Origin of the sequence: Mycobacterium sp. E1747, from assembly GCF_001667775.1 — a bacterium.
Lineage (GTDB): Bacteria > Actinomycetota > Actinomycetes > Mycobacteriales > Mycobacteriaceae > Mycobacterium.
In genome coordinates this window covers 47074-71263 of sequence record NZ_LZJI01000149.1, presented here as the reverse complement: position 1 = coordinate 71263, position 24190 = coordinate 47074, and the positions used below count along the sequence as shown (strand labels likewise).

Annotated in this window: 18 protein-coding genes; 7 read left to right on the top strand and 11 right to left on the bottom strand. The window is 61.3% G+C overall.

What is annotated here, in order from left to right:
* Window positions 1–40 precede the first annotated feature (40 nt).
* A complete protein-coding gene (locus tag A5695_RS14700; RefSeq protein ID WP_068083074.1) occupies window positions 41–571 on the bottom strand; it encodes a hypothetical protein in 531 nt (176 codons plus the stop codon).
* A 303-nt stretch (window positions 572–874) separates the two neighbouring features.
* On the opposite strand from A5695_RS14700, the gene A5695_RS14695 reads away from it, so the two are divergent.
* The 7 genes from A5695_RS14695 to A5695_RS14670 all read left to right on the top strand — a co-directional run bounded on the left by A5695_RS14695 (window position 875) and on the right by A5695_RS14670 (window position 7789).
* Window positions 875–1219 carry a DUF732 domain-containing protein gene (locus A5695_RS14695; RefSeq protein WP_068083071.1) on the top strand — a complete coding sequence of 115 codons (345 nt, stop codon included), beginning with the start codon at window positions 875–877 and terminating at the stop codon, window positions 1217–1219.
* Between the two features lie 149 nt (window positions 1220–1368).
* A complete protein-coding gene (locus tag A5695_RS14690) occupies window positions 1369–1683 on the top strand; it encodes a DUF732 domain-containing protein (protein ID WP_197515500.1) in 315 nt (104 codons plus the stop codon).
* 20 nt (window positions 1684–1703) lie between these two features.
* On the top strand, window positions 1704–3104 hold the full coding sequence (locus A5695_RS14685; RefSeq protein WP_068083068.1) for a mannitol dehydrogenase family protein: 1401 nt from the start codon (window positions 1704–1706) through the stop codon (window positions 3102–3104).
* A gap of 216 nt (window positions 3105–3320) precedes the next feature.
* The gene (locus A5695_RS28585) at window positions 3321–3470 is read left to right on the top strand and encodes a hypothetical protein (protein WP_156749653.1); all 150 of its coding nucleotides are present in this window, start codon (window positions 3321–3323) and stop codon (window positions 3468–3470) included.
* A 223-nt stretch (window positions 3471–3693) separates the two neighbouring features.
* Window positions 3694–4953 (top strand): amidohydrolase family protein, encoded by a 1260-nt coding sequence (locus A5695_RS14680; protein WP_068083062.1) that lies wholly within the window; start codon window positions 3694–3696, stop codon window positions 4951–4953.
* A gap of 101 nt (window positions 4954–5054) precedes the next feature.
* Window positions 5055–6464 carry an amidohydrolase family protein gene (locus A5695_RS14675; protein WP_156749652.1) on the top strand — a complete coding sequence of 470 codons (1410 nt, stop codon included), beginning with the start codon at window positions 5055–5057 and terminating at the stop codon, window positions 6462–6464.
* A 47-nt stretch (window positions 6465–6511) separates the two neighbouring features.
* On the top strand, window positions 6512–7789 hold the full coding sequence (locus A5695_RS14670; RefSeq protein ID WP_068083057.1) for an amidohydrolase family protein: 1278 nt from the start codon (window positions 6512–6514) through the stop codon (window positions 7787–7789).
* A gap of 549 nt (window positions 7790–8338) precedes the next feature.
* On the opposite strand, the gene A5695_RS14665 is transcribed toward A5695_RS14670, so the two are convergent.
* The 10 genes from A5695_RS14665 to A5695_RS14620 form a co-directional block, all read right to left on the bottom strand.
* Entirely contained in the window at window positions 8339–10669 is a 2331-nt protein-coding gene (locus A5695_RS14665) for a CaiB/BaiF CoA-transferase family protein (protein WP_156749651.1), read from the bottom strand.
* Between the two features lie 775 nt (window positions 10670–11444).
* Complete coding sequence (locus A5695_RS14660; RefSeq protein ID WP_068083053.1) at window positions 11445–13061, bottom strand: thiamine pyrophosphate-binding protein; 1617 nt, start codon at window positions 13059–13061, stop codon at window positions 11445–11447.
* A gap of 60 nt (window positions 13062–13121) precedes the next feature.
* Window positions 13122–14102, bottom strand: coding sequence for an alcohol dehydrogenase catalytic domain-containing protein (locus A5695_RS14655; RefSeq protein WP_068083048.1), 981 nt, complete (start codon window positions 14100–14102; stop codon window positions 13122–13124).
* A 39-nt stretch (window positions 14103–14141) separates the two neighbouring features.
* The gene (locus A5695_RS14650) at window positions 14142–15425 is read right to left on the bottom strand and encodes an amidohydrolase family protein (RefSeq protein ID WP_231974836.1); all 1284 of its coding nucleotides are present in this window, start codon (window positions 15423–15425) and stop codon (window positions 14142–14144) included.
* Between the two features lie 120 nt (window positions 15426–15545).
* Window positions 15546–17102 (bottom strand): acyl-CoA synthetase, encoded by a 1557-nt coding sequence (locus A5695_RS14645; protein WP_068083045.1) that lies wholly within the window; start codon window positions 17100–17102, stop codon window positions 15546–15548.
* A gap of 56 nt (window positions 17103–17158) precedes the next feature.
* Window positions 17159–19525: a CoA transferase gene (locus tag A5695_RS14640; protein WP_068083038.1), complete on the bottom strand. Its 2367-nt coding sequence runs from the start codon at window positions 19523–19525 to the stop codon at window positions 17159–17161.
* Window positions 19526–19875: 350 nt separating this feature from the next.
* Entirely contained in the window at window positions 19876–20616 is a 741-nt protein-coding gene (locus A5695_RS14635; protein WP_156749650.1) for an SDR family NAD(P)-dependent oxidoreductase, read from the bottom strand.
* A 522-nt stretch (window positions 20617–21138) separates the two neighbouring features.
* Entirely contained in the window at window positions 21139–22320 is a 1182-nt protein-coding gene (locus A5695_RS14630) for a phosphotransferase (protein ID WP_197515497.1), read from the bottom strand.
* 4 nt (window positions 22321–22324) lie between these two features.
* Window positions 22325–22639, bottom strand: a complete 315-nt coding sequence (locus tag A5695_RS29090; protein WP_197515496.1) for a hypothetical protein — start codon at window positions 22637–22639, stop codon at window positions 22325–22327.
* Window positions 22640–22655: 16 nt separating this feature from the next.
* Complete coding sequence (locus A5695_RS14620) at window positions 22656–24173, bottom strand: class I adenylate-forming enzyme family protein (protein ID WP_068083030.1); 1518 nt, start codon at window positions 24171–24173, stop codon at window positions 22656–22658.
* Window positions 24174–24190: the final 17 nt, after the last annotated feature.

The window sequence follows — 24190 nt, the reverse complement described above, 5'->3', positions numbered from 1 at the left end:
GGTTTCGACCAGCGGGTCCGTTCCCGTCGATGGATGGGACTCAGTGCGCGCCAGGGCCCGGTGACACCGGCTGACCGGGCTGCGGCCCGCCGGTCGGCGCCGGACCGGTCGGGGCGTCCTTGACGCCTGACATGTCGACGAGTGGGGCGCCTTCGAGGGGGGCACCGGCCGCCAGCGGCCCGCCGAGCGCCACCAGCGGCGCGCCGGCCGGGACCACCGGTGCGATGGGTAATGGCGCACCCAACGGCAGCGGCAGCGGGGCGCCGAGAGGCAACGGCACGGGAGCGCCCACCGGCAACGGCCCGGGCACGGCCAGCGGGACACCGGCCATGTCGGTGAGTGGCGCGCTGGCGGCACAGATCTCGGCGCTCGGCGCGGCGGCCGCTCCACCCGCGGCGCCCGCTCCGCCGGCCAGCGGCGCGCCTCCGACCTCGCCCGCCTGCCCCTGAACGCAGGCGTAGCCGCCCGTCTTCAGGGGAGTGGCTGCCGCATCCGGGCTCAACGCCAGTGCGGCTCCGCACAACCCAAGGCTGGCAACTACTTTCATGTTGAACCGATCGACGATCGCCATCAGCGTCGACTCTCCTTTAATTCGCGCTCACATATCCCATGCAGCAGATAACGGGCCAATTGTCGGCAGCCGACTCCAAACACCGGACGCGCCGCACCGGGCCGTATCCAAATGGTGACGTCACAAGGGCGTCACGAGCCGGATCCGACCGCGCAGGGCGAAGCCATGCGGCCGAGGCAACGTTTGGGTCTCGCCGATCCAAACTTTCCGCAGCTCATTCCCAGGGAATTTTTGGCGACTCAACATGTCTTGGAGGTTCTATAGAGGTGAACGGACGGTGAACGAGCGGAAGGGAGGGTCGGCATGGCGGGACGGCGGCCTTACGGCCGATTCATCAAGACAGCGCTGCTGAGCGGCCCCATGTTGGCGGCCGGAGTCGCATTGGCCGGACCGGCCCAGGCGGACGCGACGACGTTCATCAACGACCTGCACAAGAACGGGATTCACGCGGTCAGCGGCGGCGATGAGGCGCTGGTGCAGATGGGCCTGAGCGTCTGCCAGCAACTGTCGTGGGGCGCCCCACCGGCGCAGATCGAGGGCCTGGCGTTGCAGCGCTCCGACAGCCGGCAGGGCGCCAGCGGGATCACCCCGCAGCAGGCCGACGACGTGGTGATCGACGCCGTGCGCGATCTCTGCCCGGACGCATAGCCATTGGTCTTTGCCCACAATTCACCATTGGGATTTATCTTCCCCAGCGTGTTCGGCGGCGCTTTCGTGTAAAAGTGCATCAACCGCGATTCGGGCACGGCACGAAGGAGAAGATTTCGATGGCAGCACAGCGGCCCTATGGCCGGTTCATGGGCGCGGCCCTTGCAGGGGGCCCACTTCTGGCCGCGGGCATCGTCTGGGCCAGCCCGGCCCGGGCCGACGGGGCTGCCTTTCTCAACGACCTGCACAACGCCGGCATCCACGCCGTCAACGGCGGCGACGATGGGCTGCTGCAGATGGGCGCCGACCTGTGCCAACAGCTCTCCTGGGGCGCCTCCCCGCAGCAGCTCGAGGGCCTGGCGATCCAGCGCTCGGACGCCGATCAGGGCAGCGGCGGGATCAACGGCCGGCAGGCCGCGGACGTGGTCATTTTCGCCTTGCGCGATCTGTGCCCCAACGCTTGACGGTGCGCTAAGTTCCGGGAATGGAGCTGAGCGCGCGCAACCTGGGCGCACTCGCCATCCCCGGGCCGGAGTACGACCGTAGCCAAATCTCGGTGGGCATCGTGCATTTCGGCGTCGGTGGCTTTCACCGCGCCCATCAGGCCATGTACATCGACAAGCTGCTGAGCGACGGCCTCGCCGCGGACTGGGGAATCTGCGGTGTCGGCGTGCTGCCGGGTGACCGGCGGATGCGCGACGTGCTGCGCGCCCAGGACCACCTGTACACGTTGGTCCTCGAACACCCCGACGGCACCCGGGAACCGCGCGTCATCGGCTCCATCGTCGACTTCCATTACGCCCCCGACGATCCCGAGACGGTCGTCGAGCTGCTCGCCGACCCGACCACCCGGATCGTCTCGCTCACCATCACCGAAGGCGGCTACCACCCGCCGCTGAGCGACGTCTACCCGCTGGTGGCCGAGGCACTGAACCGCCGGCGCGAACGCGGCCTGCCCGCCCCCACAATCGTGTCCTGCGACAACATCGTCGAGAACGGGAGCGTGGCGCGGCAGGCGTTCACGTCGTACGCCGAACGGCTCAATCCCGAACTCGCACAGTGGATGCGCGAGCACGCAAAGTTCCCCAACTCGATGGTCGACCGGATCACCCCGGCCACCACCGCGGCCGCGATCGAGCGGCTGCACACCGAATTCGGTGTGCACGACGCCTGGCCCGTGGTCGCCGAACCGTTCGCCATGTGGGTGCTCCAGGACGACTTTGCCGACGGCCGGCCCCCACTGGACAAGGCGGGAGTCCAGCTTGTCGACGACGTGGCGCCCTATGAAGCGATGAAGCTGCGCTTGCTCAACGCCGGCCACCAGGGGCTGTGCTACTTCGGTTACCTGGCCGGGTATCGGTTGGTACACGAGGCCGCCCACGACCCACTGATCGCCGAATTCCTGCACCGCTATATGGAATTCGAGGCGATGCCCACGCTCACGCCGGTCCCCGGGTTGGCCGCTTTCAAGGACGGGCTCCTGCCCCGCTTCGGCAACGCCTATGTGCGCGACACGGTGACCAGGCTGTGCGCCGATTCGTCGGAGCGCATCAGCAAGTGGTTGCTCCCCGTGGTGGCCGACAACTTGCGACGCGGTGGCCCGGTCCGGCTGTCCGCGGCGATCGTCGCGAGCTGGGCACGCTACGCCGAGGGCGTCGACGAAGACGGTCAGCCGATCGAGGTGGTGGACCGGCTCGCCGACACGCTCGTCCCCATCGCCCGCTCCCAGCGCGACGACCCGGCCGCGTTCCTCGCCAACCGGGCGGTGTTCGGCGACCTCGTCGACCAGCCCCGCTTCCTCGAGCCCTACCTGTGGGCGCTGGACTGGCTGCACCGCCACGGCGCGCGCGCCACGCTGCGGGCACTCGTCGGGGCCGGCGAATGACGCCGGGCGACAGCCTTTCGAAGAATGCTGCCCATGGGCGAGGTAGCGGCCTTCGGCGACATACCTTCCATCTACTCCTCGGAGCTAACTCGCTGGCGCGATTAGATACGCAACTGCTGATCAGTCGTCTTCAATCGAGCAAAACTGCCAGCCCCGAGAACCTTGCTCTGACATCCTCATCGGTGACCATGGCGTGCCGAGCGAGACTAACGGGCGGTGAAGATGAAGGTGTTTGCTGGCGTGCACCGTGAACACGACGCCGGCAATCTCGTGATCGGAAAATCGCCACTCCAAGATCCGTCGACCGAGTTCGTGGTGATCGCAGACAAACCTGCGAATGACCAGGCGCCCCAGCTGCGGACGTAACGACGACATGGTCGCGCAACCAACCGAGCGGCGTTCGCGCAACGCTACGAAACATCCGCGACCTTAGTGCTTCACATGGTCAGACTGCTCAACCGTCGACGGCGGAGGCTCGGGCAAGTTCGTTGGCGTGATCACGTCAGAACCTTGCGCGAACGACTCGGCCTAACTACTCTAGTCATAGATTATCGCGGAATCAGTCAACCCAACGGAGGGAGGGCTACCAGTGCGCACGATCGACGCTTGGGCCACCAAAGGGCATGTCACGGTTGCCAAGACGGGCAACGAGCGCACTGTCACGTTCCTTCCCGAACCTCCCCGGGCGAACCGTAGATACACGATTATTTCTGCCGACGATCACGTCGTGGAACCGCCCGACATGTTCGTTGACCGAATCCCTAGCCGTCTGGCCGAGCGCGCTCCCCGCGTGATGGAGAAGGCCGACGGCAGCGAGGTTTGGGTTTACGATGACGTAGAGCTCCCGAAGATCGGATTCAACTCCGTAGTCGGTCGTCCGGTGGACGAATTTGGATTCGAACCCGTTCGATTCGACGAAATGCGTCGCGGCTCGTGGGACATTCATGCACGAATCGCCGATATGGATTTGAATGGCGTGTACGCATCGCTCAATTTTCCGTCTTTTCTCGCCGGATTCGCGGGCCAGCGCCTCCAGCTGGTTACCAAAGACCAGGAACTGGCGATGGCCTCCGTCAGGGCATGGAATGACTGGCACCTCGAAGCTTGGCGGGGCCCCTATCCAGACCGGATCATCGCATGCCAGATTCCGTGGCTGTTGGACCCGGTGGTTGGTGCCGACATGATTAGGGAAAATGCGGCACGCGGATTTACCGCGGTCTCTTTCCCTGAGTCACCGGCCGGACACGGCTTGCCGACGATGCATAGCGGTTACTGGGATCCCTTCATTGAGGCCTGCGTTGAAACCGATACCGTCATCAATCTGCATGTCGGATCCTCCGGCCAGTCCCCCATGACAACTGACGACGCGCCAGACGACGTTCCGGGTGTATTGTTTTTCGCTTACGCGTTGTTCGCGGCAACTGATTGGCTCTACTCGGGATATCCGGTGCGTTACCCCACCCTGAAAATCTGCCTGTCTGAGGGTGGTATTGGTTGGGTTGCAGGATTGATGGATCGTCTCGACCATATGCTGTCCTATCACAGCATGTTCGGCACCTGGACCAGTGACTTGACGCCTGCCGAAGTGTTGAAACGAAACTTTTGGTTTTGCGCACTGGAAGACCCGTCATCAATGCTGCAGATCGACAGAATCGGTGTAGAAAATATACTTCTGGAGCAGGACTACCCTCATTGTGACGGTACGTGGCCGAGGACCCAGGAAATTGTCGATCGCCACGTGCACGGACTTACTCCAGAAGCGATCGAGCGCATTACTTGGAAGAATGCTTCAGAGCTCTACCGGCACCCAGTGCCCGCAGCAGTGATTGCGAATCCTGATGCCTTTTAAGAATCGCGGTCGTTTCGTCGCATCTCCCTCGGCACAGCGCACACGCCCCAATCAGTTTTCCCGCCCTCATGCAGGGATCGTATTATGACTAGGAGACCGTTTTGCTGAAGAAGACCTGCAGTGTTGAGAACCCCTTGTCGCTCGTACCAATCTTTCTGCGACGTATCAGCACTGATGAGTACTCGCCAGTACCATACACCAATGATCACTTGCGAGCCATCGCTAGGGTAAAAGATACACTCGTCAATCTGAATGACCAAAATCAGATTCCAACTATCAGGCGAGCCCAAAACAGGTTGGGCACGGCTGCGGGCTTGCGTTCCCTCAATGAGGTCGGCGGTTTCGAATACTACCGGGTGCCAGAAGATGCCGAGAAAGACCAGTCGGCGGCAGAGGAGATCTTCCGTGGAAAGCCTGCGATCGATGTGCAGACTCACTTCCAAGCGCCGCACTCGTTCAAGCTGTGGCCGCGGCAATACACGGAATCCTTCTATCGCGAGACTCAGCCCGATTGGTGGATCGAACTCGATACGATTGGTGAGTACGATCTCGCTGCTTACATCCGGAAAATCTTTATAGAGACGGAAAATGCGGTAGCGGTCCTGACCTCAGGACCAGGCGTTGATGAGTCACGTCACGTGTTCAACGACGAAATGGCGGCGACAAGAAAGCTGTTCAACACGATGGCCGGAACCGGTCGACTGTACAACCACTCGCTGGTGCATGCTTATCAAGCTAATGAGATGGCGTCAATGGAAGACTGGGCCAAGACATACAGCCCCGTTGGTTGGAAGGTCTACACTTTCGGTGAGCTCCAAGACGGAGTCTGGAAATACCCTTGGAACTTGACCGATGAAAATGTCGGTATTCCATTCCTCGAGAAAGCGCGAAGCACCGGCGTGAAACTGGTATGCGCGCATAAAGGCCTAAGTGGAATGGTCAATAACGGTTCACCGGCAGACATCGGACCCTCGGCGGTTGCCTATCCTGACCTGAACTTCGTCATCTATCACTCGGGATATGAGCTTCCCACAGATGCGCCGCCGGAAGGCCCCTATGATCCGGATAACCCAGGCCCGGGTATCGATAGGCTACTCGACACAATGCGCGTCTCCGGTCTCGGGCTGGGCAGCAACGTGTACGCAGAACTCGGGACGACATGGTTCAATCTGATCCGAAATCCCGAGCAAGCTGCCCATTCCATCGGAAAGTTGCTCAAGTACATGGGTGAAGACAACGTCATCTGGGGTACCGACAGCATCTGGTATGGCGGTGCTCAGCCGCTGTTGGATGCATTCCGCGTGTTCCAAATTCCTGAACGCTTGAGCGAGCAGTACGGCTATCCGCAGTTAACGCCAGAAATCAAGGCTAAGGTGCTGTACGGCAATGCGGCTCGGGTATACGGAATTGACTATGAAGCCGCCTGCGTCGCGTATGAGAATGACGATCTCGCCTGGGCGCGAAAGATCCTGGCAGATTATGAAGCAGGAGATCTGAACATTCTTCGCTGACAGCATCAAAACATCGAGACAATAATCCCATGAATCAAAGGAGAATCATGAGCAACGACGAACGATACTTGGTAGTGTCCACCGATGGTCACTGCGGCGCCGACCTATACGGCTACAAGCCATATCTCGAGTCGCAATATCACGACGAGTTCGATGCTTGGGCGGCATCGTTCTCTGATGGATGGGGCGATCTCGACACCGAGCTAGAGGACTTCCGCGTCGGCGTCGCCTCCTACGCCAGCGACGTCAACTGGGTGAGCGCCAAGCGCCAGGACTACATCGACAAAGAGGGGATCGCCGCGGAGGTTCTGTTCCCGAACACGGCCCCTCCGTTCTTCCCGAACAACCAGGTGTCTGCGTCCATTCCTCCAGTCGGTGGTCGGGAGTACGAGCTCCGCTCGGCCGGCCTTCGTGCACACAACCGATGGCTGGTGGATTTCTGCAAGGAGGTGCCCGGGCGGCGCATCGGAATTGCGCAGACGTTCTTGAATGACGTCGATGCGGCGGTAAAGGAGATCAAGTGGGCGCATGAAAATGGCCTGAAGGGCGTCCTGCTCCCACCCGATACCATCCTCCAGCTTTCTAACCTCTACTACCCGCGGCTAGAACCGATTTGGCAGATCTGCGAAGAGCTGGGGATGCCGCTCCACCGCCACGGTATCGCCCCGTCTGAAGCGGCTTCGGAAGAAACGGGAATCGCTGCGCCGGCGATTGGGCTTTTCGAATTTATCAACTTCGTTTACCGTCCAGTCGTTCATCTCATTTTGGCCGGCGTCTTCGATCAGCACCCGAACCTTCGCTTAGTCATCACCGAACAAGGCACAACATCGCTGCAGCCTGTGATCACTCAGATGGACGGCTACGTCAAGCATTCACGCGAGGTGAACTCGATCAGTCGGTATTTCTCGGCCCCCGTGGTAGACAATTTGAAGCAGATGCCGAGTGACTACATGCGCCAGAACGTCTACTTTGGTTCCTTCCTGGATTCGGGTGATATCGAGAATCGCTATAACGTGGGGGTCGATCATGTTATGTGGGGTGCGGACTTCCCGCACCACGAGGGAACTGTGCCGTTCAGCCGAGAAGCAATGAGTCTCAACTTCGCCGATCTGCCTGAAGAGGAGACCCGGAAGATGCTGGGTCTCAACGCAGTCGAGGTGTACAGGTTAGATAGAGAAGCTCTTCAGAAGGTTGCCAACGACATCGGCCCCACGCCTGAGGAACTGCGCCGTCCCGTCGACCTCGACCAAATCCCAGAGAGCCTTCGCCTGCTGTGCAACACCTTCTCGGGTAATGCATTCTCGTTCCACAACGAAGGCGAGTAACACGTTGCTGAGCCGGCCGGGACAGAGCGGCGGGTGGCGAGTGGGATCTGCTTCCCCTCACCCTCGTGATCTCCTGTCCTGGTCGGGCGAGCGTTGCGCGTTCGATCGAAGCATCGACACGCGGCGACGAATAGTTTGGGCGCTCGGAGCGCCCTCGCTTCGGGGATTCTTCACTCACTAGGCCGGTTAACGCGGTCGGTGCCGGAGCCAGCCATTTTCGCGCCACCCGGCCAGCCGCCCCGGCCCGGCGCGGTAACCAAGTCGGCTGCCGCGCTCATGGCGATCATGCTGACGGTGCCAGGACACCCCCAGCTCAGCGGCAATTACTGCGGCGATGTGGTGCGGCCAGACATCAACCGCCGCAACACATATCGGGGACACCGCCGTATCGTCGAGGCACCGGCGCACTCCCCTTTCCGAAGAGCCCCATTAGCCATCGCGCTGAGCGACGCAGCCCTACCTCTAGGAGCCAATCCTCAAAATTCAGAGTTGCTGCGCGACATCTCTACCTCGGTGCGAAATGCGCTTTGCTCCTCACGCGCGATCTCATCAGCGCAACACCCCACGGTCATGAAGGTCTGACAGTGTAGCGCCGTCAAGGCCTAACACCTCAGCGAGAACTTCGTCAGTGTGCTGTCCCAGCAGCGGTGCCGGTCGACGTAGTCCGTTCCGCGCATTCTGGAACCGCCATGGTATTCCGGGGATAGCGCGCGCACCTGTAACTGGGTGATCGATGACCTCGAGCATGCCGATTGCAGCTAGTTGCCGATCCCCCGACCATAGTTCGAGAGGTGACAGCGAAGGGAATGCCGCCACACCGACCGCCTGGAGTTTGCGGGTAATCACCCACCGATCGCGGCCTCGCGTCCATTCCGCGATATGTTTATCGAGTTCGTCCTCGTGGATCTTGCGCGATTCAGAATCAGCAAAACGCTTGTCATCAACCAAATTTGGTGAGACGACCGTGCAGAGAGCTCGCCATTCTGCGTCGGTTGTGCAGGCGATCGTCACCCATTCATCATCTCCGGCCGCCGGATAACAACTGTGGGGCGCCCACTGCGGATCGTGGTTCGCGCGAGGTATCGGATTCTCGCCCGTGGTGACGTACTCCATCCAAAGTTCGCCGAAGGTGGCTGCTGTAGCCTCAGTCATCGCAATATCCAGGGTGGCCGATTCGCCGGTACGTCTCCGAGCCGTCAAGGACGCGATGAGGCCCCACAGCGCGGACAGGCCCATGCTGGGATCTCCGACCGCGATCGCGGGTTCCATGACGTCCCCACGCCCGTATCCATTTGCGGTGAATTGGCCGGCTATTGCGCCGCCGACGGGTCCGTAGCCCATATAGTGCGCACGTTGACCCGTTTGGCCGTACCCCGACAACGACGCAACGACGACTGAAGGGTTCGCCGCGCGGAGATCTGCCACACCCAGCCCAAACTGCGCCATGGTGCCAACACTGAAGTTGTCGATGACGACGTCACTGTGCTTGACCAAGTCCAGAATAAGCTGGCGGGCATCCGGATGACGCAAGTCGACCGCGATGCTCCGTTTGTCGCTGTTAAAGGTCTGGTACACGCCCGAGGTCTCGAGGGTCGGCTCCATCCCAACTGGATGTATCGGCGCACGGCGGAAGTAGTCAGGCCGTTCGCGCGACTCGACGCGGATGACATCGGCACCGAGGTGCGCCAGCAATTGCGTGCAAAACGGACCAGCCCAAACCCACGTGAAGTCGCATACGCGGATGCCCTCAAGAGGCTGCGCGCCGCCCCGCTCTGGCGCTGTTGTACGGGTTAGCCTGCGTTCCCGCCATGTCTCGCCACGGCTAGCCCCAGAACGGGGAGGTGGTGCGGCCCTCCACCAGGGTTTGTCGATCCGATATGGCGGGCCGGGAAGCAGCGGGCCTTCGGGTGATTGATAAAAGAAGCCGCGCTCGCGGAAATAGGAATCCTCACCAAGTTCGGACATCGTGTGCACCGGCGTAAGACACACCCCTGCGCGTTGACCCGCATGGTAGACATCCGCGACACGCTTTTCGGCGAACCAATCCCCCAAGTACATGTCAACGAGGTCGCGATTCGCCTGTCGATCGGCAACTGTCGCAAACACTTCCAGTTGAGACCAATCCGGCTTTCCCATTAGTGTCACTAGACACTGCCACTGGACCTCTTCAGCACAGAGCACTTGAATGAGCCCGTCTTGGCACTTATAGATGCCCCAAGGTGAACTCGCCTTGCTCCCTGCGCGTGACGAGTCTTGCCCCATGAAAAGCGCGCGCGCTGGTGCCCATTCGGTCATCTTCGCCGCGGCGGCGAACAGCGAGAAGTCAACAAAGTCGCCGATCCCGGTCCTGTCCGCGGCTTCATAGGCCGCAAGTGCCACACTCGCCGCCATCGTCGCTGCGTTAATCGAGGCATGATGCCCCGGCGCCTTGAGCGGCGGGCGCGTCAGGTCAGTCGAACCGGCCGGGGACAGAAAACCCCAGCTCGATCCATGAATGATCGATAGTTCTTCACCGCGGAAACCGGCGTACGGCCCAGTGCTACCAAAGGGAGTTATCGCGCAGACGACGACTGCCGGCGACGACGCGGACAGCGTCTCGTAGCCCAGTCCATATTTTTCCGCCTGCCCGGGCGCAAATCCATGAAGTACGATATCGGCCCCTCGTGCGAGCTGCCCCATTTCTTCAGGACGACCAACGGTTACAGGCCTTTTGTTCGTGTTGAGCCACGCCGCGACATTGAACGGCCTTCCCTTTACGAATTCAATTGACGACTCCACTCGTACTACGTCGGCGCCAAGATCGGCGAACAGTTTGGCCGCCCATGCGACGGCCACCCCGTGGCCGATTTCAAGCACCCTGATCCCAGAAAGTCCAGACATTGCGACCAACCCCCTTGGAACGCGGCGGGTATACCGTATTATCAACTATTGAATCATAGACTTTCGGCGAGGAGGCTGTGACTTGGGCCCCCGCTGGTGTGTCCCCCGTGATTATGGTGATCTGCACCCGTGTTGCGGTGGTAATTGATCAGTCACCCGGCAACCGTCTTCCCCTCGGACTAGGGCGGTTCACACTTCGACCGGAGCTGGTGAATCGGCCGTTGCGATCGAGGAACTACTCGGACAGCTCGCGCATACCGGGGCTCCCCTGCCGAGAGAAGTCTGCGCGCAAATTGCTAGGGCCGGCATAACCCCGCGGACTCAAATCCGGTGACCCTGAACAAGGGTTACGTAGTGAGAAGATCTGTCAAAGCGAAAATATGCCGGCCGCTGACTCGAACGTCGTTGCGCCGCAGCGATAATGAGAGCTAGGCTTATTCCGTTGGTCCGAATAGCGCGGGCTTGCGACTTGAAGACAGCGACGAGAAAGGCTGTGCCGTTGCCCGTCTGGACTTATGACCTGGCAGTGCCCGACGACGCGACGGATGCTGAGATTGCCGGTTATCGCGATATCGCTTTATCAACGTGGCGGACGGCCGTAGAAGCGACGGGCGCGTACCCCGAGGCGCCGAGCCTGGAGTTGCGCGAAGCGGGGCCAACAAGCGAGTCGTCGACCTGTGCCCCCACAGGCAGTTCGATCACGGCGGGTCGGTTTTGGCATGTGGAAGGGCAGGTCAGGTAGTCACCTCGCGCCGGGTCGTGTCGGCGTTCAGACCTACCGGACGCTGCCGATGTCGACGGAAGGGTCGATGCGTAGGTCGACCACGAGCGGAAGATTGCCCTGGGCAACGTGATCTGCGACTTGATCTAGTTCCGATTCCTTGCGGACGGTGATTGCGTGGGCCCCCATCGCACGACCCATTTCCTCGAAAGACGGCCATTCGATCAGCGAAAACTTGGGGTCGATCCCATAGTTTTGCAGCGAGTTCCACTCGGCGCCATAACAATTATCGTTGACGATCACGAAAACCATTGGCAACTCGTACCGCACAGCAGTTGAAATTTCCGCCACCGACATCATCGTCCCGCCGTCTCCAGCGACGGCGACCGTCAGGCATGAGGTATCAGTTGTCGAAGCACCAACGGCTGCGGGGAAGCCAAGCCCAATAGACCCGAAGTTGGCTGTCTGGGTGAATTTCGACGGGTGCTGCACATGAAGGTAGCGCCACGGTGCTGCCGCGAATCTCGCGACGTCCGTGACTACCTGGCGGTCTGCCGGCAGCAACTCATTCAGACGGATCATTGCGGTGCGCGCATCCACAAACTCCTCCGAGCTGGTGTCACGAAATTCTGCGCGCGGATCATTAGCAGCTAAACGAGCGGCCAACTCGGGCGATCGAAAGGTCGACGGTCGATGGTCCGCTGCTTCCAATTGCTCGATCATTGATTGCGCGACGATTCCGCAGTCGCCCACGACGCCAACCGTCAGCGGAGTCCACCGTCCGAAGCGTGCAGAGTCGATGTCGACATGAATCACCGGCCGGCCCTGTTGAAGCGCGCCGTATGAGGATGTGTATTTGTTGAGACTGGCCCCGAACGCGATGATGCAGTCTGAGGCGGCTACGGTCTCTGAGGCGATCTCATTGCTCAGGGTCCCGACGATTCCGAGGTCCCATGGATCTTCGCGGAATAGGTCGCGGCCCATCAGCGTGGTGCCAACTGGCGCACCAATCACCTCGCCGAGGCGGCGTATCGCGGTTTGTGCAGCAGTGGACGCCGCGCCGCGACCCGCCACGATCACCGGACGAGAAGCCGACGCGATAATTCCGAGTGCTTCGTCAAGGACTTCTAAATCCGGACCCACCGCTTGACCGAACCGCACCTCATATGGCTCAGGAGTGTTCCCGGCGTCTTCGCCGATAAGTCGGATGGGAATATCGAGCACCACTGGGAGTCTGGACGCCTCGGCCTGCCTGAACGCCGCGGCGATATCGTATGAAGTGTGCTCAGGTGCCAGGACTCGACGAAATAGAGCGCCGGTGGGCGCCACGAGCGCCGCTATGTCGATCACTTGCACGTAATCGTGGACCGCGGGGGTATCGCCAGTGAGCAACACCAGCGGTGTGCGCCCTCTTGCGGCCTCTACGAGAGAAGTGATGGTGTTGGTGAAGCCTGGCCCGTGAGTGACGGTCACCGCCGTCACCTTGCCCGAAAGCTGGCTTGCCCCAACGCCCATCATCGTCGCAGCACGTTCGTCGCAGGCGCCGTAGTAAGCGCCCCCGAGCGCGACGTAGTCGTGCACATATTGCATGTTCGCGTCGCCGAGGACGCCATAAAGCGAGGACACGTGATGGCGAAGGGTTTCGGCCACAGTCGTCCGAACAGTGGGCATCTCACTTCTTTCGCTTGCGGTGTTGAAATTGGTGCTGGCAGGTTCCGCCGACCTCGTTCGTCAGTATTCGAGCACGATCTTCAAACGTCCTCGCGAGGGTGAGATCCCCTCTGAGAAGGCTTGCTGGACCTCGTGCACCCCAAACACCGTTGTAACGTAGGCATCCGGCAAGCTTGGATAGCGATGTAGGTAGTCTTTCGCGGCAAGCAAGCATCTTCGACGTTCGCTCATCGGAGTCGCGCCTGATCGCAGTGTGAGATTCTTACGCAGAAATTGTTGCAGCGGCATCGGGTACACGTCGTCGTCCGGCACTCCGAAACAATAAATTTCACCGTGGGCCCTGGCGGCCTCGATCGCAGTTGCAAACGTCGAGATCTGGTGTCCGATCACTTCGATCACCCTCTCGGGGCGCTCTTCGTCGGTGGAAAGACCCTTGGCCCACCGGTCGACGCCGGCGAAGACGACCTCGTCCAGAAGGAAACTGCCTTTCACATCGGATCGATCCACGCGGTCGATGCCGACGACGTGGTTCGCGCCAGATGTTTTGGCGTAATGGGAGAACAACAAGCCAAACGGTCCAAGGCCCAACACGGCGACGCGCGCGTCCTCGACCGAAGTCATCTGGTCGAACGCATAGATGACACATGCCAGCGACTGCATCACGACGGCGGTTGTAGCACGCATCGATTCGTAAGGCGCGACACTTGCGCCTTCTGTGATCACGAGTTCGGCTAGTGCATCCATTCCTGTGGCCCAGCCGGCGACAGTCGCCCCAACGGCTATCGACGGATCGCGCGAGGCCACTACATCCCCGGCCACTTCGTGCAGCGACGCACCGGGGGGCGCCGAAGCGTAAGACGCGCCCGTCAGGGCCGGCACCGTAGGATTCTGGGCCCCTCTGAAGAATGCGTAGTCGCTGCCGCAGAGTGCCGCGGCCTGCGGACGGACAAGGACTTGACCCTCCAGCAGTCGCGACGCGTCCAGCGCGTCGACGGAGATCTTCTCGAATGTTGCTGGGGCGCATAGCCGATACGCCCACATTGATTCTGGCACGTCAGTTGACCGCGCCGAAGTCCGCTGTCATGACGTCGCGTACTCGGGGTCAGGCGTCTTCGCGATCTCCGAGCGCGCGATCAACTCCACTGGCGGTAGTGGATGGTTGTAGACGCGGGCTGCATTCTCGTAGCACAATTTGCGGACCGTCTCGGCCGGCAGGTCGGCCATCTCACCACGGACCATCGCCTGGCAGTTCGGCCACGTGCTGTCGAAATGCGGATAGTCAGTCTCAACCATCACATGGTCTTCACCGATGATGTCGAGTAACCGGAATGCGGAAGGATCTTCAATCGAGGTGAAGTAGAAGTTGCGGTGTACCAACTCCATGGGAGTGATCTCGCCGTTGGGCCAGCCGTGACCGATCCCGTCTCGCTGCCGATACGCTCGCCTCAAACGCTCCAGGGCCATCGGTACCCACGACACCCCGGCCTCTGACAGGGCTATCTTCAACTCCGGGAACCTAAGGCACACACCGGAATACACCCAGTCCATCACGGCTTCCAGCCCACTGACAGGAAACAGCGCCACCGTAACCTCTTCGGCTGAGGAAGTCGTCGGAACCTGCGTCTTTCCGGAGGAACCCACATGCAGGTTTACGACCGTGCCCGTCTCTTCACAAGCCCGGAAGAATGGATCCCAACTTTGGTTGTAGATATTTGGGAAGCCGAGGCCTTCCGGATTTTCGCTGAAACTGACCGATCGGAAGCCGCGGGCGGCGTTCTTTCGGATTTCTTGCGCGGCGATCTCTGGATCTGCCAGCCAGGGCAGTTGGCATGGGATGTAACGCTCCGGCGCTGCGCCGCACCACTCTTCGAGCATCCAATCGTTGTAGGCGCGCAGGCATGCCAGTCCCAGTTCAGGGTCCCTCATCTTGGCGAACCGGGTGCCGGCGAAGCCCCAAACGATTGATCCGAAGCACAGCTGCGCCCAGACCCCGACGAGATCCATATCGCGAATGCGCGCCTCCGGGTCCCATACTCCTTGCCGGAATTCCTCAAATCTGCATGCCGCGAGCGACCATTCGCTGATAGGCCGTCCGGACGCGCCGTTGGACATGACTATCGGGACGCGTACGTCGTCGATGATCCACCACGGTGCACCGTCGTCCTGATCAACGCAGCGGGGCATGCGATCGGCGAACTTGCTCGCCAGGCGGTTCTCGAACAAATCTGCCGGCTCGAGGGCGTGGTCGTCGACCGAGATGATCGGACAGAACAGCGGCTCTGTGTCGGGCTCGTCGATGAATGACACCGAGGCGCCGCGACCGTACTCGCGGACCTTCTCTTCGAAGTACTTGTCAAGGCTCACCGTGTCGACCCTTCGTCGGATGTCTGGGGGCAGTACACCCATGATAGTAGATTTCTAGACTAAATTTACTAGATCCGTAGATCAATCTTCGCGTGCTCAGATCGAGCCTGCGGTTGTCAGTCAGCTCGTGCTCGACGCAGGCCAGTACTGGTCCTTAAGGATGCGCTTGTGCAGCTTCCCAGTTGGATGCCTCGGCAGCTCGGAACGGAAATCGACCGTCCGCGGGCATTTGAGATCAGTGAGCTGCGAGCGACAAAAGGCGATCAGTTCGGCTTCCAAATCGGAAGCTTCGGTACTCGTTGAGGGCATGACTTCCGGCTGGACGACCGCCTTGACCTCCTCTCCAAATTCTTCATTCGGCACCCCGAAGACCGCAACGTCGGCCACTTTGGCATGCGTGATGAGAACGTTCTCGGCTTCCTGCGGATATATGTTGACTCCGCCAGAGATAATGGTGAAGGCCGTTCGGTCGGTGAGGAAGAGGTAACCATCGGCGTCCACGTGTCCGACGTCGCCGATCGTTGTCCAGCCCCGGAAGTGTTGCGCTTCAAGCGTTTTCGACTCGTCGTTATGGTATGCGAACGGCGCGCCACCTTCGAAGAAGACAGTACCCGTCTCACCAACTCCCAGTTCGGATCCGTCCTCCCCCACAACGTGAATCACGCAACCAAGCGGACGACCGACAGTGCCTGGGTGCGTTAACCACTCCGCACAGCTGGCGAAAGTGAAACCGTTACCCTCCGTACCGGAGTAATACTCGTGCACAATCGGCCCGAGCCACTCGATGATCTGTTTCTTGATGGCAACAGGGCACGGCGCCGACGCGTGCACGACACTTCGCAGCGACGAAACGTCGTAGCTACGCCGCGTCTGATCGTCGAGTTTGAGCAACCTGACGAACATGGTGGGGACCACCTGACTGTGGGTGACGTGGTAGCGCTCGACGAGCGCCAGGTAATCCTCCGCGTCGAATCGGTCCATGATGATTGCGGTTCCCCCGAAGCCTGTGACCGCGAGGCAGAACCGCAGCGGGGCCGAATGGTAGAGCGGCGCCGGCGAGAGATACACGCAATCCGGTCCAGCGCCCAGAAGTTTGGTCAGCAATCGCGTGGTCGCCCGTGCCGACTTCGTGCCCTTCTCGAGCGGCTCTGCAGTGAAGTTTCGGTTCACGCCCTTTGGTTTGCCGGTGGTACCCGATGAGTAGAACATGTCGATACCGGCGATCCGATTGGCGAGCGGCTCGGGCGTCTGAGCTGCGGTCGCTTCGTCGTAGGACTGGTATCCCGGTACATTTTCGTCCAGCATCAACCTCAGCCGCACCCGCGGTGTCAACTCGATGATGTCGACTGCGTTTTGCGCCAACGCCGACGAGGTGATGAAGACTGTGGCGCCGCAGTCGTTCACTAAGTACGCCAGTTCCTGCGCGGTCGTGCGCGAGGAGCAGGCGGTGAACACCGCTCCTGCATAGATACAACCCCACGCCACCTCAAGCAGTCGCGGATGGTTCTCCAAGCAGAAGGCGACGTGCATGCCTGGCTCGACACCTGCGTCTCGTAGGACGCGGGACAACCTATTCGCGGCCGCGTCCAGCTGGGCATAGGTGGTGACCGCGCCAGTCGACGCCATTACGAACGCGGCTTTGTCCGGCTGGTCTAGGGCCGGTGCGCCGGGATACATAGTTGGCCAGTCAGACATCGCACCTCGCGATCTTCTCCGTAGATCCGCCAGACCAGTTAGGTCTCATTTGGTAGAACTCCCGCCTCGCGCAGCGCCGTGATTTTTTCGATCGGGTAGCCGATAAGGTCGGCGAGGATCTCCTGGCTGTGCTGTCCCAGCATCGGTGCGGCGAGCCGAATCCCGTTGGGACCGTTGGTCAAATGCCAAGGCACGCCGGGTAGTGTCATCGCGCCGGTTACCGGGTGCAGCGGAGATTCCAGCATATCGAGAGCCTCGAGTTGTGGGTCACCCCTCCAAAGGTCCAGCGGTGAGAGCGATGGGAAGGACGCCACCCCGACAGCCTGAAGCAGGGCAGAGGTGTGCCACCGATTTCTGTGTTGAGTCCATCCCGCCAACAGCCGATCGAGTTCGTCCTCATTCTCGTGCCGCGCGTCACGGGTCGCGAACCGTTCATCCTTAGCGAGGGCAGGATCAACAACCGAGCACAGCGATTGCCATTCGTCTTCAGTGGTGCAGATGATGGTCACCCAGCGGTCCGTTCCCGCAGCCGGATAGCATCCGCACGGCGCCCACTGGGGGTCGCGATTGGCGCGGGGGGCTGGCTGTGTGTCGGCGGCCAAATACTCCATCCAAATCTCGCCTACGGTCGCTGTAACAGCCTCGACCATGGCCACATCCAATACAGCACTCGTGCCGTGGTTTTGCCGTGCGACTAGTGCGCTGACGATGGCCCACGCGGCGGCGAGGCCGGTAGCAGGGTCACCGATCGCTAGACCTGGCTCTTTGACATCGCCGGGGCCGTAACCATTTGCGCAGTCAAGCCCCGCAAGGGCCGCGGCGGCCGGTCCATATGCCTTATAGCGGGCTTTCGGACCTGACTGTCCGTATCCCGAGAGGGAGGCGATTATCACCGCCGGGTTCACCGAGCGGAGGTCGGCTACGCCGAGGCCCAAATGCTGCATTACTCCGACGCTGAAGTTGTCAACGACGACGTCGCAGTGCCGTACTAAGTCGAGCACCACCTTGCGTGCTTCTGGACGATTCAGGTCGATCGCCAAGCTACGCTTATCGGTGTTATACATCTGGAAAACTCCGGATGTATCTAACGTTTGCACGACGCCCTTGGGGCGTAACGGCGACCGACGGTAGAAATCCGGCCTTTCCGGCGACTCAATCTTGATGACGTCGGCTCCGAGGTGGGCGAGCTGCTGTGTGCAGTACGGGCCGGCCCACACCCAGGTGAAGTCACAGACTCGCACGCCCTCCAGCGGACGGCGCGGTCCGGCCAGGGCTTCCGGGTCGAAAGCCTCGTTTTTCCTAGAGCGGGACAACCAGCCTTGACCATCGTGCTCCCACTTCTCAGGCGCCGCCCGGCGCAGGCCCCACCACGGCTGGTCGAATTTGCACAGGCGCCCCGGTAGGGTCAGCCCGTCCGGAGTGGTGGCGAAAAAACCGCGCGCGTTGAGGTGAGGATCCTGCGCGAGCTGGGGCATGGTGTACACAGGGCTTAGGCAAACTCCGAGCTGTTGGGCCGCGTCGCATACCTCCTCGACTTTCTGGGTACTGAACCACTCCTCGAGGTAGTGGTCGATGAGGTCGGCGTTTTCCCGTCGCCCGGGTGCGGTATCGAAGATCTCCAGCTGAGCCCAGTCGGGATCCCCCATCACCGACCGAAACGCACGCCACTGCTCTTCCTCTACGCAGAGGAGTTGGATCAACCCGTCTTGACATTGATAGATGCCCCAAGGAATGACCGACTTCGTCCCCAGCCGCGTGGCATCCTTGCCCAAGAACGTCGCCTTGACCGGGGCGAACTCCGTGATCTTGGCGCCGGCCGCGAACAGTGAAAAGTCGATGAATTCGCCGAAGCCCGAATTGCGCGAACGGTAATGCGCCGCTAGTGCCACCGCGGCCGCCGACGTCGATAGGTTGATCATCGCCTGATGGCCCGGTGCCTTCAGCGGCGGCAACTCGACCTGCGTGGCACCAGCCGGCGACAAAAAGCCCCAGCTGGATCCGTGAATGATTGTGATCTCTTCCGCACGGTAGGCCGCGTACGGCCCACGATTGCCCCATGCCGTGATGGCGCAGACGACGATGTCTGGAGCGAGATCGCGCAGAGTCTCGTATGCGAGACCTGCCGCAACCGCCGAACCGTTGTCTAGGCCATGAAGAACGACATCAGCATCGATGGCCAGGGCTCGCAGTTGCTCCGCCGATCCGCGCCGAACGGAGCGCTTGTTCGTATTGAGCCAACGGTGAACGTCGAATGGCCGCTCACGCACTAGGTCTGTTTCACCCTCAGCACGGATGACGTCAGCCCCCAGGTCGGCGAAGAGCTTCGCGGCCCAGGCCACCGCGATGCTGCCTGCGACCTCGAGGACCCGAACGCCGGCGAGACCTCCGGGGCTCTCGGCCTCCATCGGCATCCTCCAAGCTGGTCGATAGCGCACGCCCTGCGGGCCCCTCCTGCGGCCGCGAGCTAAATGTCTCACATTAAATAGTTGATTACAAGACTATCATCACTTTTGGGCTCGCCGCCCGGGTGGAGGGCGCCGCGGATGACGGGTTTGCCCGACCTCAACGAATTGAAGTCCAACGGGCGTCGACACGGACCCGATTCTGCGAACCTGGCTCATGATTTCGCCGACTGAGAGTTGACGTCGCGCTCATGTCTGACAGCAGGCGATGTCTGGGGCTGATTTCCGTTCTCCAAACCGGCGAAATGCAGCGAAGTTTCGTGTGATGCAGGCGTGGGGCGTTCGGCCGCCACTCACAGCGCGGCGACGCGACCGCCATCCACCGAGAGCACGACACCGGTGATGGCCTTGGCGGCGTCACTTAACAAGTAGCAGATGGCATTTGCGACGTCAGCAGCCTCGTTGGGGCGTCGCAGGGGGTTGGCATCGCCTAGATCCTCGAACATCGACCCCAAATGGGCCGTTGCCGGGGTCCGGGTGGGACCGACCGCCACCGCGTTGACTCGCACACCGGCAGGGCCGAATTCCACAGCCCACGCGCGGGTCAGAGCGTCGATCGCAGCCTTGCTTGCACCGTAGGCAGCGGTTCCTGCGCCGCCACGCAGGGACGCCATGCTGGAAACGTTGACGATGCTCCCCCGCCCCCGCTTGGCCATCTTCGGGGCCAGCGCAGCGGTTAGAAAGAAGGCGCTCTTGACATTGACAGCGAACATGGCGTCAAACTCCGCCTCACTGGTCTGAGCGGTCGTGCGCAAGTCCCACAAGCCTGCATTGTTCACCAGCATGTCGACCACTTCGACATGGGCAGCGAGTTGCCGCACGTCATCCATATCAGCGAGATCCGCGCGCACGAAGTGCGCCTGGCCGCCAGCGGCGGCAATTTCGTTGACCACGGCGTTGCCCCGCTTCGCGTCGCGGCCCGTGATGACCACACTGGCGCCGGCGCGGGCAAGTGTCACCGCCGAAGAGTGCCCGATGCCCGACGTCGCGCCGGTGATGAGCGCTGTGCGTCCAATGATGCCGGGGTCCTCCATCGGTGCCTCTTTCAGAGCGAATGTGTGATTGCATCGAGCAGTTGCGCCTAGGTTGCTGGCGATCGGGATTTCAGCGCGTCAGGCCCTACGCCAGCAAACCCAACTAGGTGCGAAGCCTTGCCGTCCGCAAACGTCCCGCCCAGGTTGAGCACGGGCCGAGGGCCGTGGCGGCCAGGAGTAAATACTCTCACACTTGATAGTTTGCAACAAGAGTATCTCGGCTGGGGAGCGGCCGGACCCGCGTCCGGCATGAGCTCGGCGCACGGCATCGAGCCTCCGGCGCCAGGCCCGGCCTCAGCGGTCAGAACGGTGGCCGCAAAGCGGTGCTGATGGGCCCTTCCGTGTCACTGACAATCACCAGCCGCAAAGTGCCGTCCGCTCCGGCCGATACCTGAATTGGGACCGCGACCTCGATGACATCCACTGCTTTTGCGCCAGTAGGTCCCAGCTTGCTCGCCGCCCGGAATAGTGCCTCTTCGAGTGCCGCTCGACCCCATTGCTCTGGAGATACGTCCTTCGACATCAAGCCACCCCGGACATTTCGCAGGCATCGAGGGCATCGAGATCAACGATCGCCGAACCGATTCGCTTCAGCATGAGCGTTGACATCTCTAACGGCTGCATATCGGGCATCGTGGTGGTGGGTACGAGGGTGGGCGTCCAAGACAGCAAGGCGTTAACCAAATACCGGCGGTAATCGCACCACGCCGAGTCGACCGCGATTCGCATGCCTGAGCGAGATTGCACGACGTCGAGGTAACGGTCGAAGAGGTCCCGTTCCCACGCTCGCCTGTCATCGACTGCCAGCAGAGTGGAGAAAGCATAAGCCACATCGCGGGCCCAATGCCCTACGCTCACACACTGCCAATCTGCAAGACCAATTCGTCCGCTAGCGGTTTCATACCAGTTGCCGAGATGAACGTCGGAGTGGATGACGGTTTGCGCCCGACCGGCATCGACTCTGACATTGCGCAGCACGGCCGGCCAGATTCGGTCTCGCTCAGCAAGCAAGGTGGTGGGGAGCAGGTCTCCGCAGCGGTCCAGGGCGGTCTCATGGGCATTCAACAGACCGTTTTGATCGCCGCGGGTGATTCGTCCGCCGTATACCGGTAGCCACGAAAATTTCCCTGCGGCCACTTCCGCGGCCAGGCTGCCGTGCAGCACACCGAGGGTATCCGCCACTTGGTCGGCCTGCCGGCGGTCGATCGTTGTAGTCCAATCGAAGAAGACGGCACCGCTCTCGGCCACCAAGTCGACAAAGAGCTCGATCATGCGACCGGTGGCGCGATCTACCGCCCCGTAAGCCAGTGTCGGTGTCTCGATGTCGAGATGTGCTTTTTGGCGCAAGAATTCGGATTCCGCTCGGGCGATCTCAGCGCTTGAGGCTAGTCGAGTCAGCCAGGTGGGCGACGACTTCGCGAACAGGTGCACTGGAAGACCGGCGTCGACCCCTGCAGCGTTGTATTCGACCGTGATTTTCCGCCGGATCGAGGATCCCTCGTGACCGCCGTCAACAATGACGTTGGTGACGGCGGCGCCAGGCACCTGGCTGCAGATGTTTGCGGTCAACCACGCCGACGTCATTGCTTCGGCACGCCAGGGTACGTCGGAGCCGTCTCGGGGGCGAGGGTCGGTCAAGGCGTCGAAGAGCGCGTTGGCAGCATATCTGCTGCGGGTGCGAAGGAGATGCTTCGTAGCGGTCACGGAGTTAGTCACTGGACGGGAGCACCTTGTGCTCGCGCAAGCCCAGCACGACGCCGTCGACGCCGGGCACGCCTTCACCTGCTTTAGTGCACAACAACTCCAGCTCTCCTGCAGCATCGCCATAGCGTCTGCCCATCACTGCCCCGCCGCCATGCCCGTCCTGCACACCGCCGGGAGCCCTTGAATCGGATTTCTCGCTGAGCGCGGGGGCTCCGCCGACGGTCAAATTCACCTCGGTCTTCGGAGCTTTGACGACAATCAGTTCGGTGTCACACACACCACTGAAGATTCTTGTTCCTGGCCGGAGGTTCAACGGCATGTCAATGTTCCTAACGCTAGTTGTTACTTGAGTCCATGGCCCGCGCGGACAGACGGCCGTCGAGGAAATCGGCGAGGACGACTCGACGCAGCATCTTGCCCGTTTCGGTGTAGGGCAACTCTTCGCAGAACGCCACGTGATCGGGCGTCTTAGATCCGCGCAGCCGAGCGCGAACCCACTCCTGGAGCTCGCTTTCAGCGACAGCCGAACCTTCACGGGCTACGACTGCCACGGCAATTCGATTGCCCCACTCGTCATCTGGCAATCCGACGGCGCACGCCGCCTGCACGTGTGGATGAGCTAATAACACTTCTTCTATCTCCGCGGGGGCAATGTTTTCCCCACCCCGGATGATTGTGTCGTCGGCGCGTCCTTCGATGTAGAGATAACCGTCGGCGTCCATCCAGCCCCGATCTCTGGTGCAAAACCAGCCCCCCGTATCGAGTAATGTTGCCGCACCGGCATATTCACCTGCGATCTGCGGACCGCGCAGGTAGATCATCCCGACCGCCTCCTCGGGTAAGACAGTCCCGTCCTCGTCGCGAATCTCGACGTCAATGGTCGGCAGCACCTTGCCTGCGGACTGCAATCTTCGTTGCACCGCCTGGTCATCAGACTCCAAGGCTGCTAGATGATCCTCTGGTCCCAGGACCGCGATCGTCGAAGCCGTTTCCGTCAATCCGTAGGCGTTGACAAACCCAGTGTTCGGGAAAGCCTTGATGGCGTCTCGCAACACCCGCTCCGATAACCGCGCGCCGCCATAGGACAGCGAGCGAAGCGTCGGAACATCGGCCATACTTCCCGCCAACTCTTCGACGATTCGGGTGAGCATTGTGGGGACCACCATGGCGTTGGTCGCCGCCTCCCGGCGCACGGTATCCAGCCAGGTCGCCGCCGAAAACGTGTTGAGGTAAATCAATCTCCTTCCTGCGTAAAGGTTGGAGAGGGTATTCGCCACCCCGGCAATGTGGTAAGGCGGAACCGACACCAGAACGGCCTCCGCCGGATCTGCGCCGGCGAATTCCACCGCGCCGATTAGGTACGCCATCAAATGGCGGTGCCTGAGCAGCGCCGCCTTGGGCTCCGAGGTGGTGCCGCTGGTATAGAGAACAACCGCTACGTCACCGTCGTCGAAGTCGTCAGCCAGCGACATCTCGGCCCGCGCGCCGGTCAACCCGGCTAGCCAATCGTCGACATTTGTCGCGCCCACACTGGTGATGCGCGATGCCGTGGACTTGTCCGCGAGCACCAGTGCGCCGCTTTGCCGGGACACCAACGCGTTCAGTTGCTCATCGGTCAACCGGTAGTTCAGTGGGATGTAAGGGACACCCGCGCATGCGGCCGACAACAGTGGGACAGGCAAGAAGGGGTGGTTTTCTCCGGCATATACCACTGCCGTTCGGCCGCCGAGAGAGGCCGAACCGGCCCGGGCGAGCTGTCCGATATCTGCACCGGTGAGTCGTCGCTCACCGCCAAGTAGCACTCGATCGGCGAAGGCAGACTCGATCATGTCCACCAATGACGCCAAATGCATGCGACACCCCTCTAAAT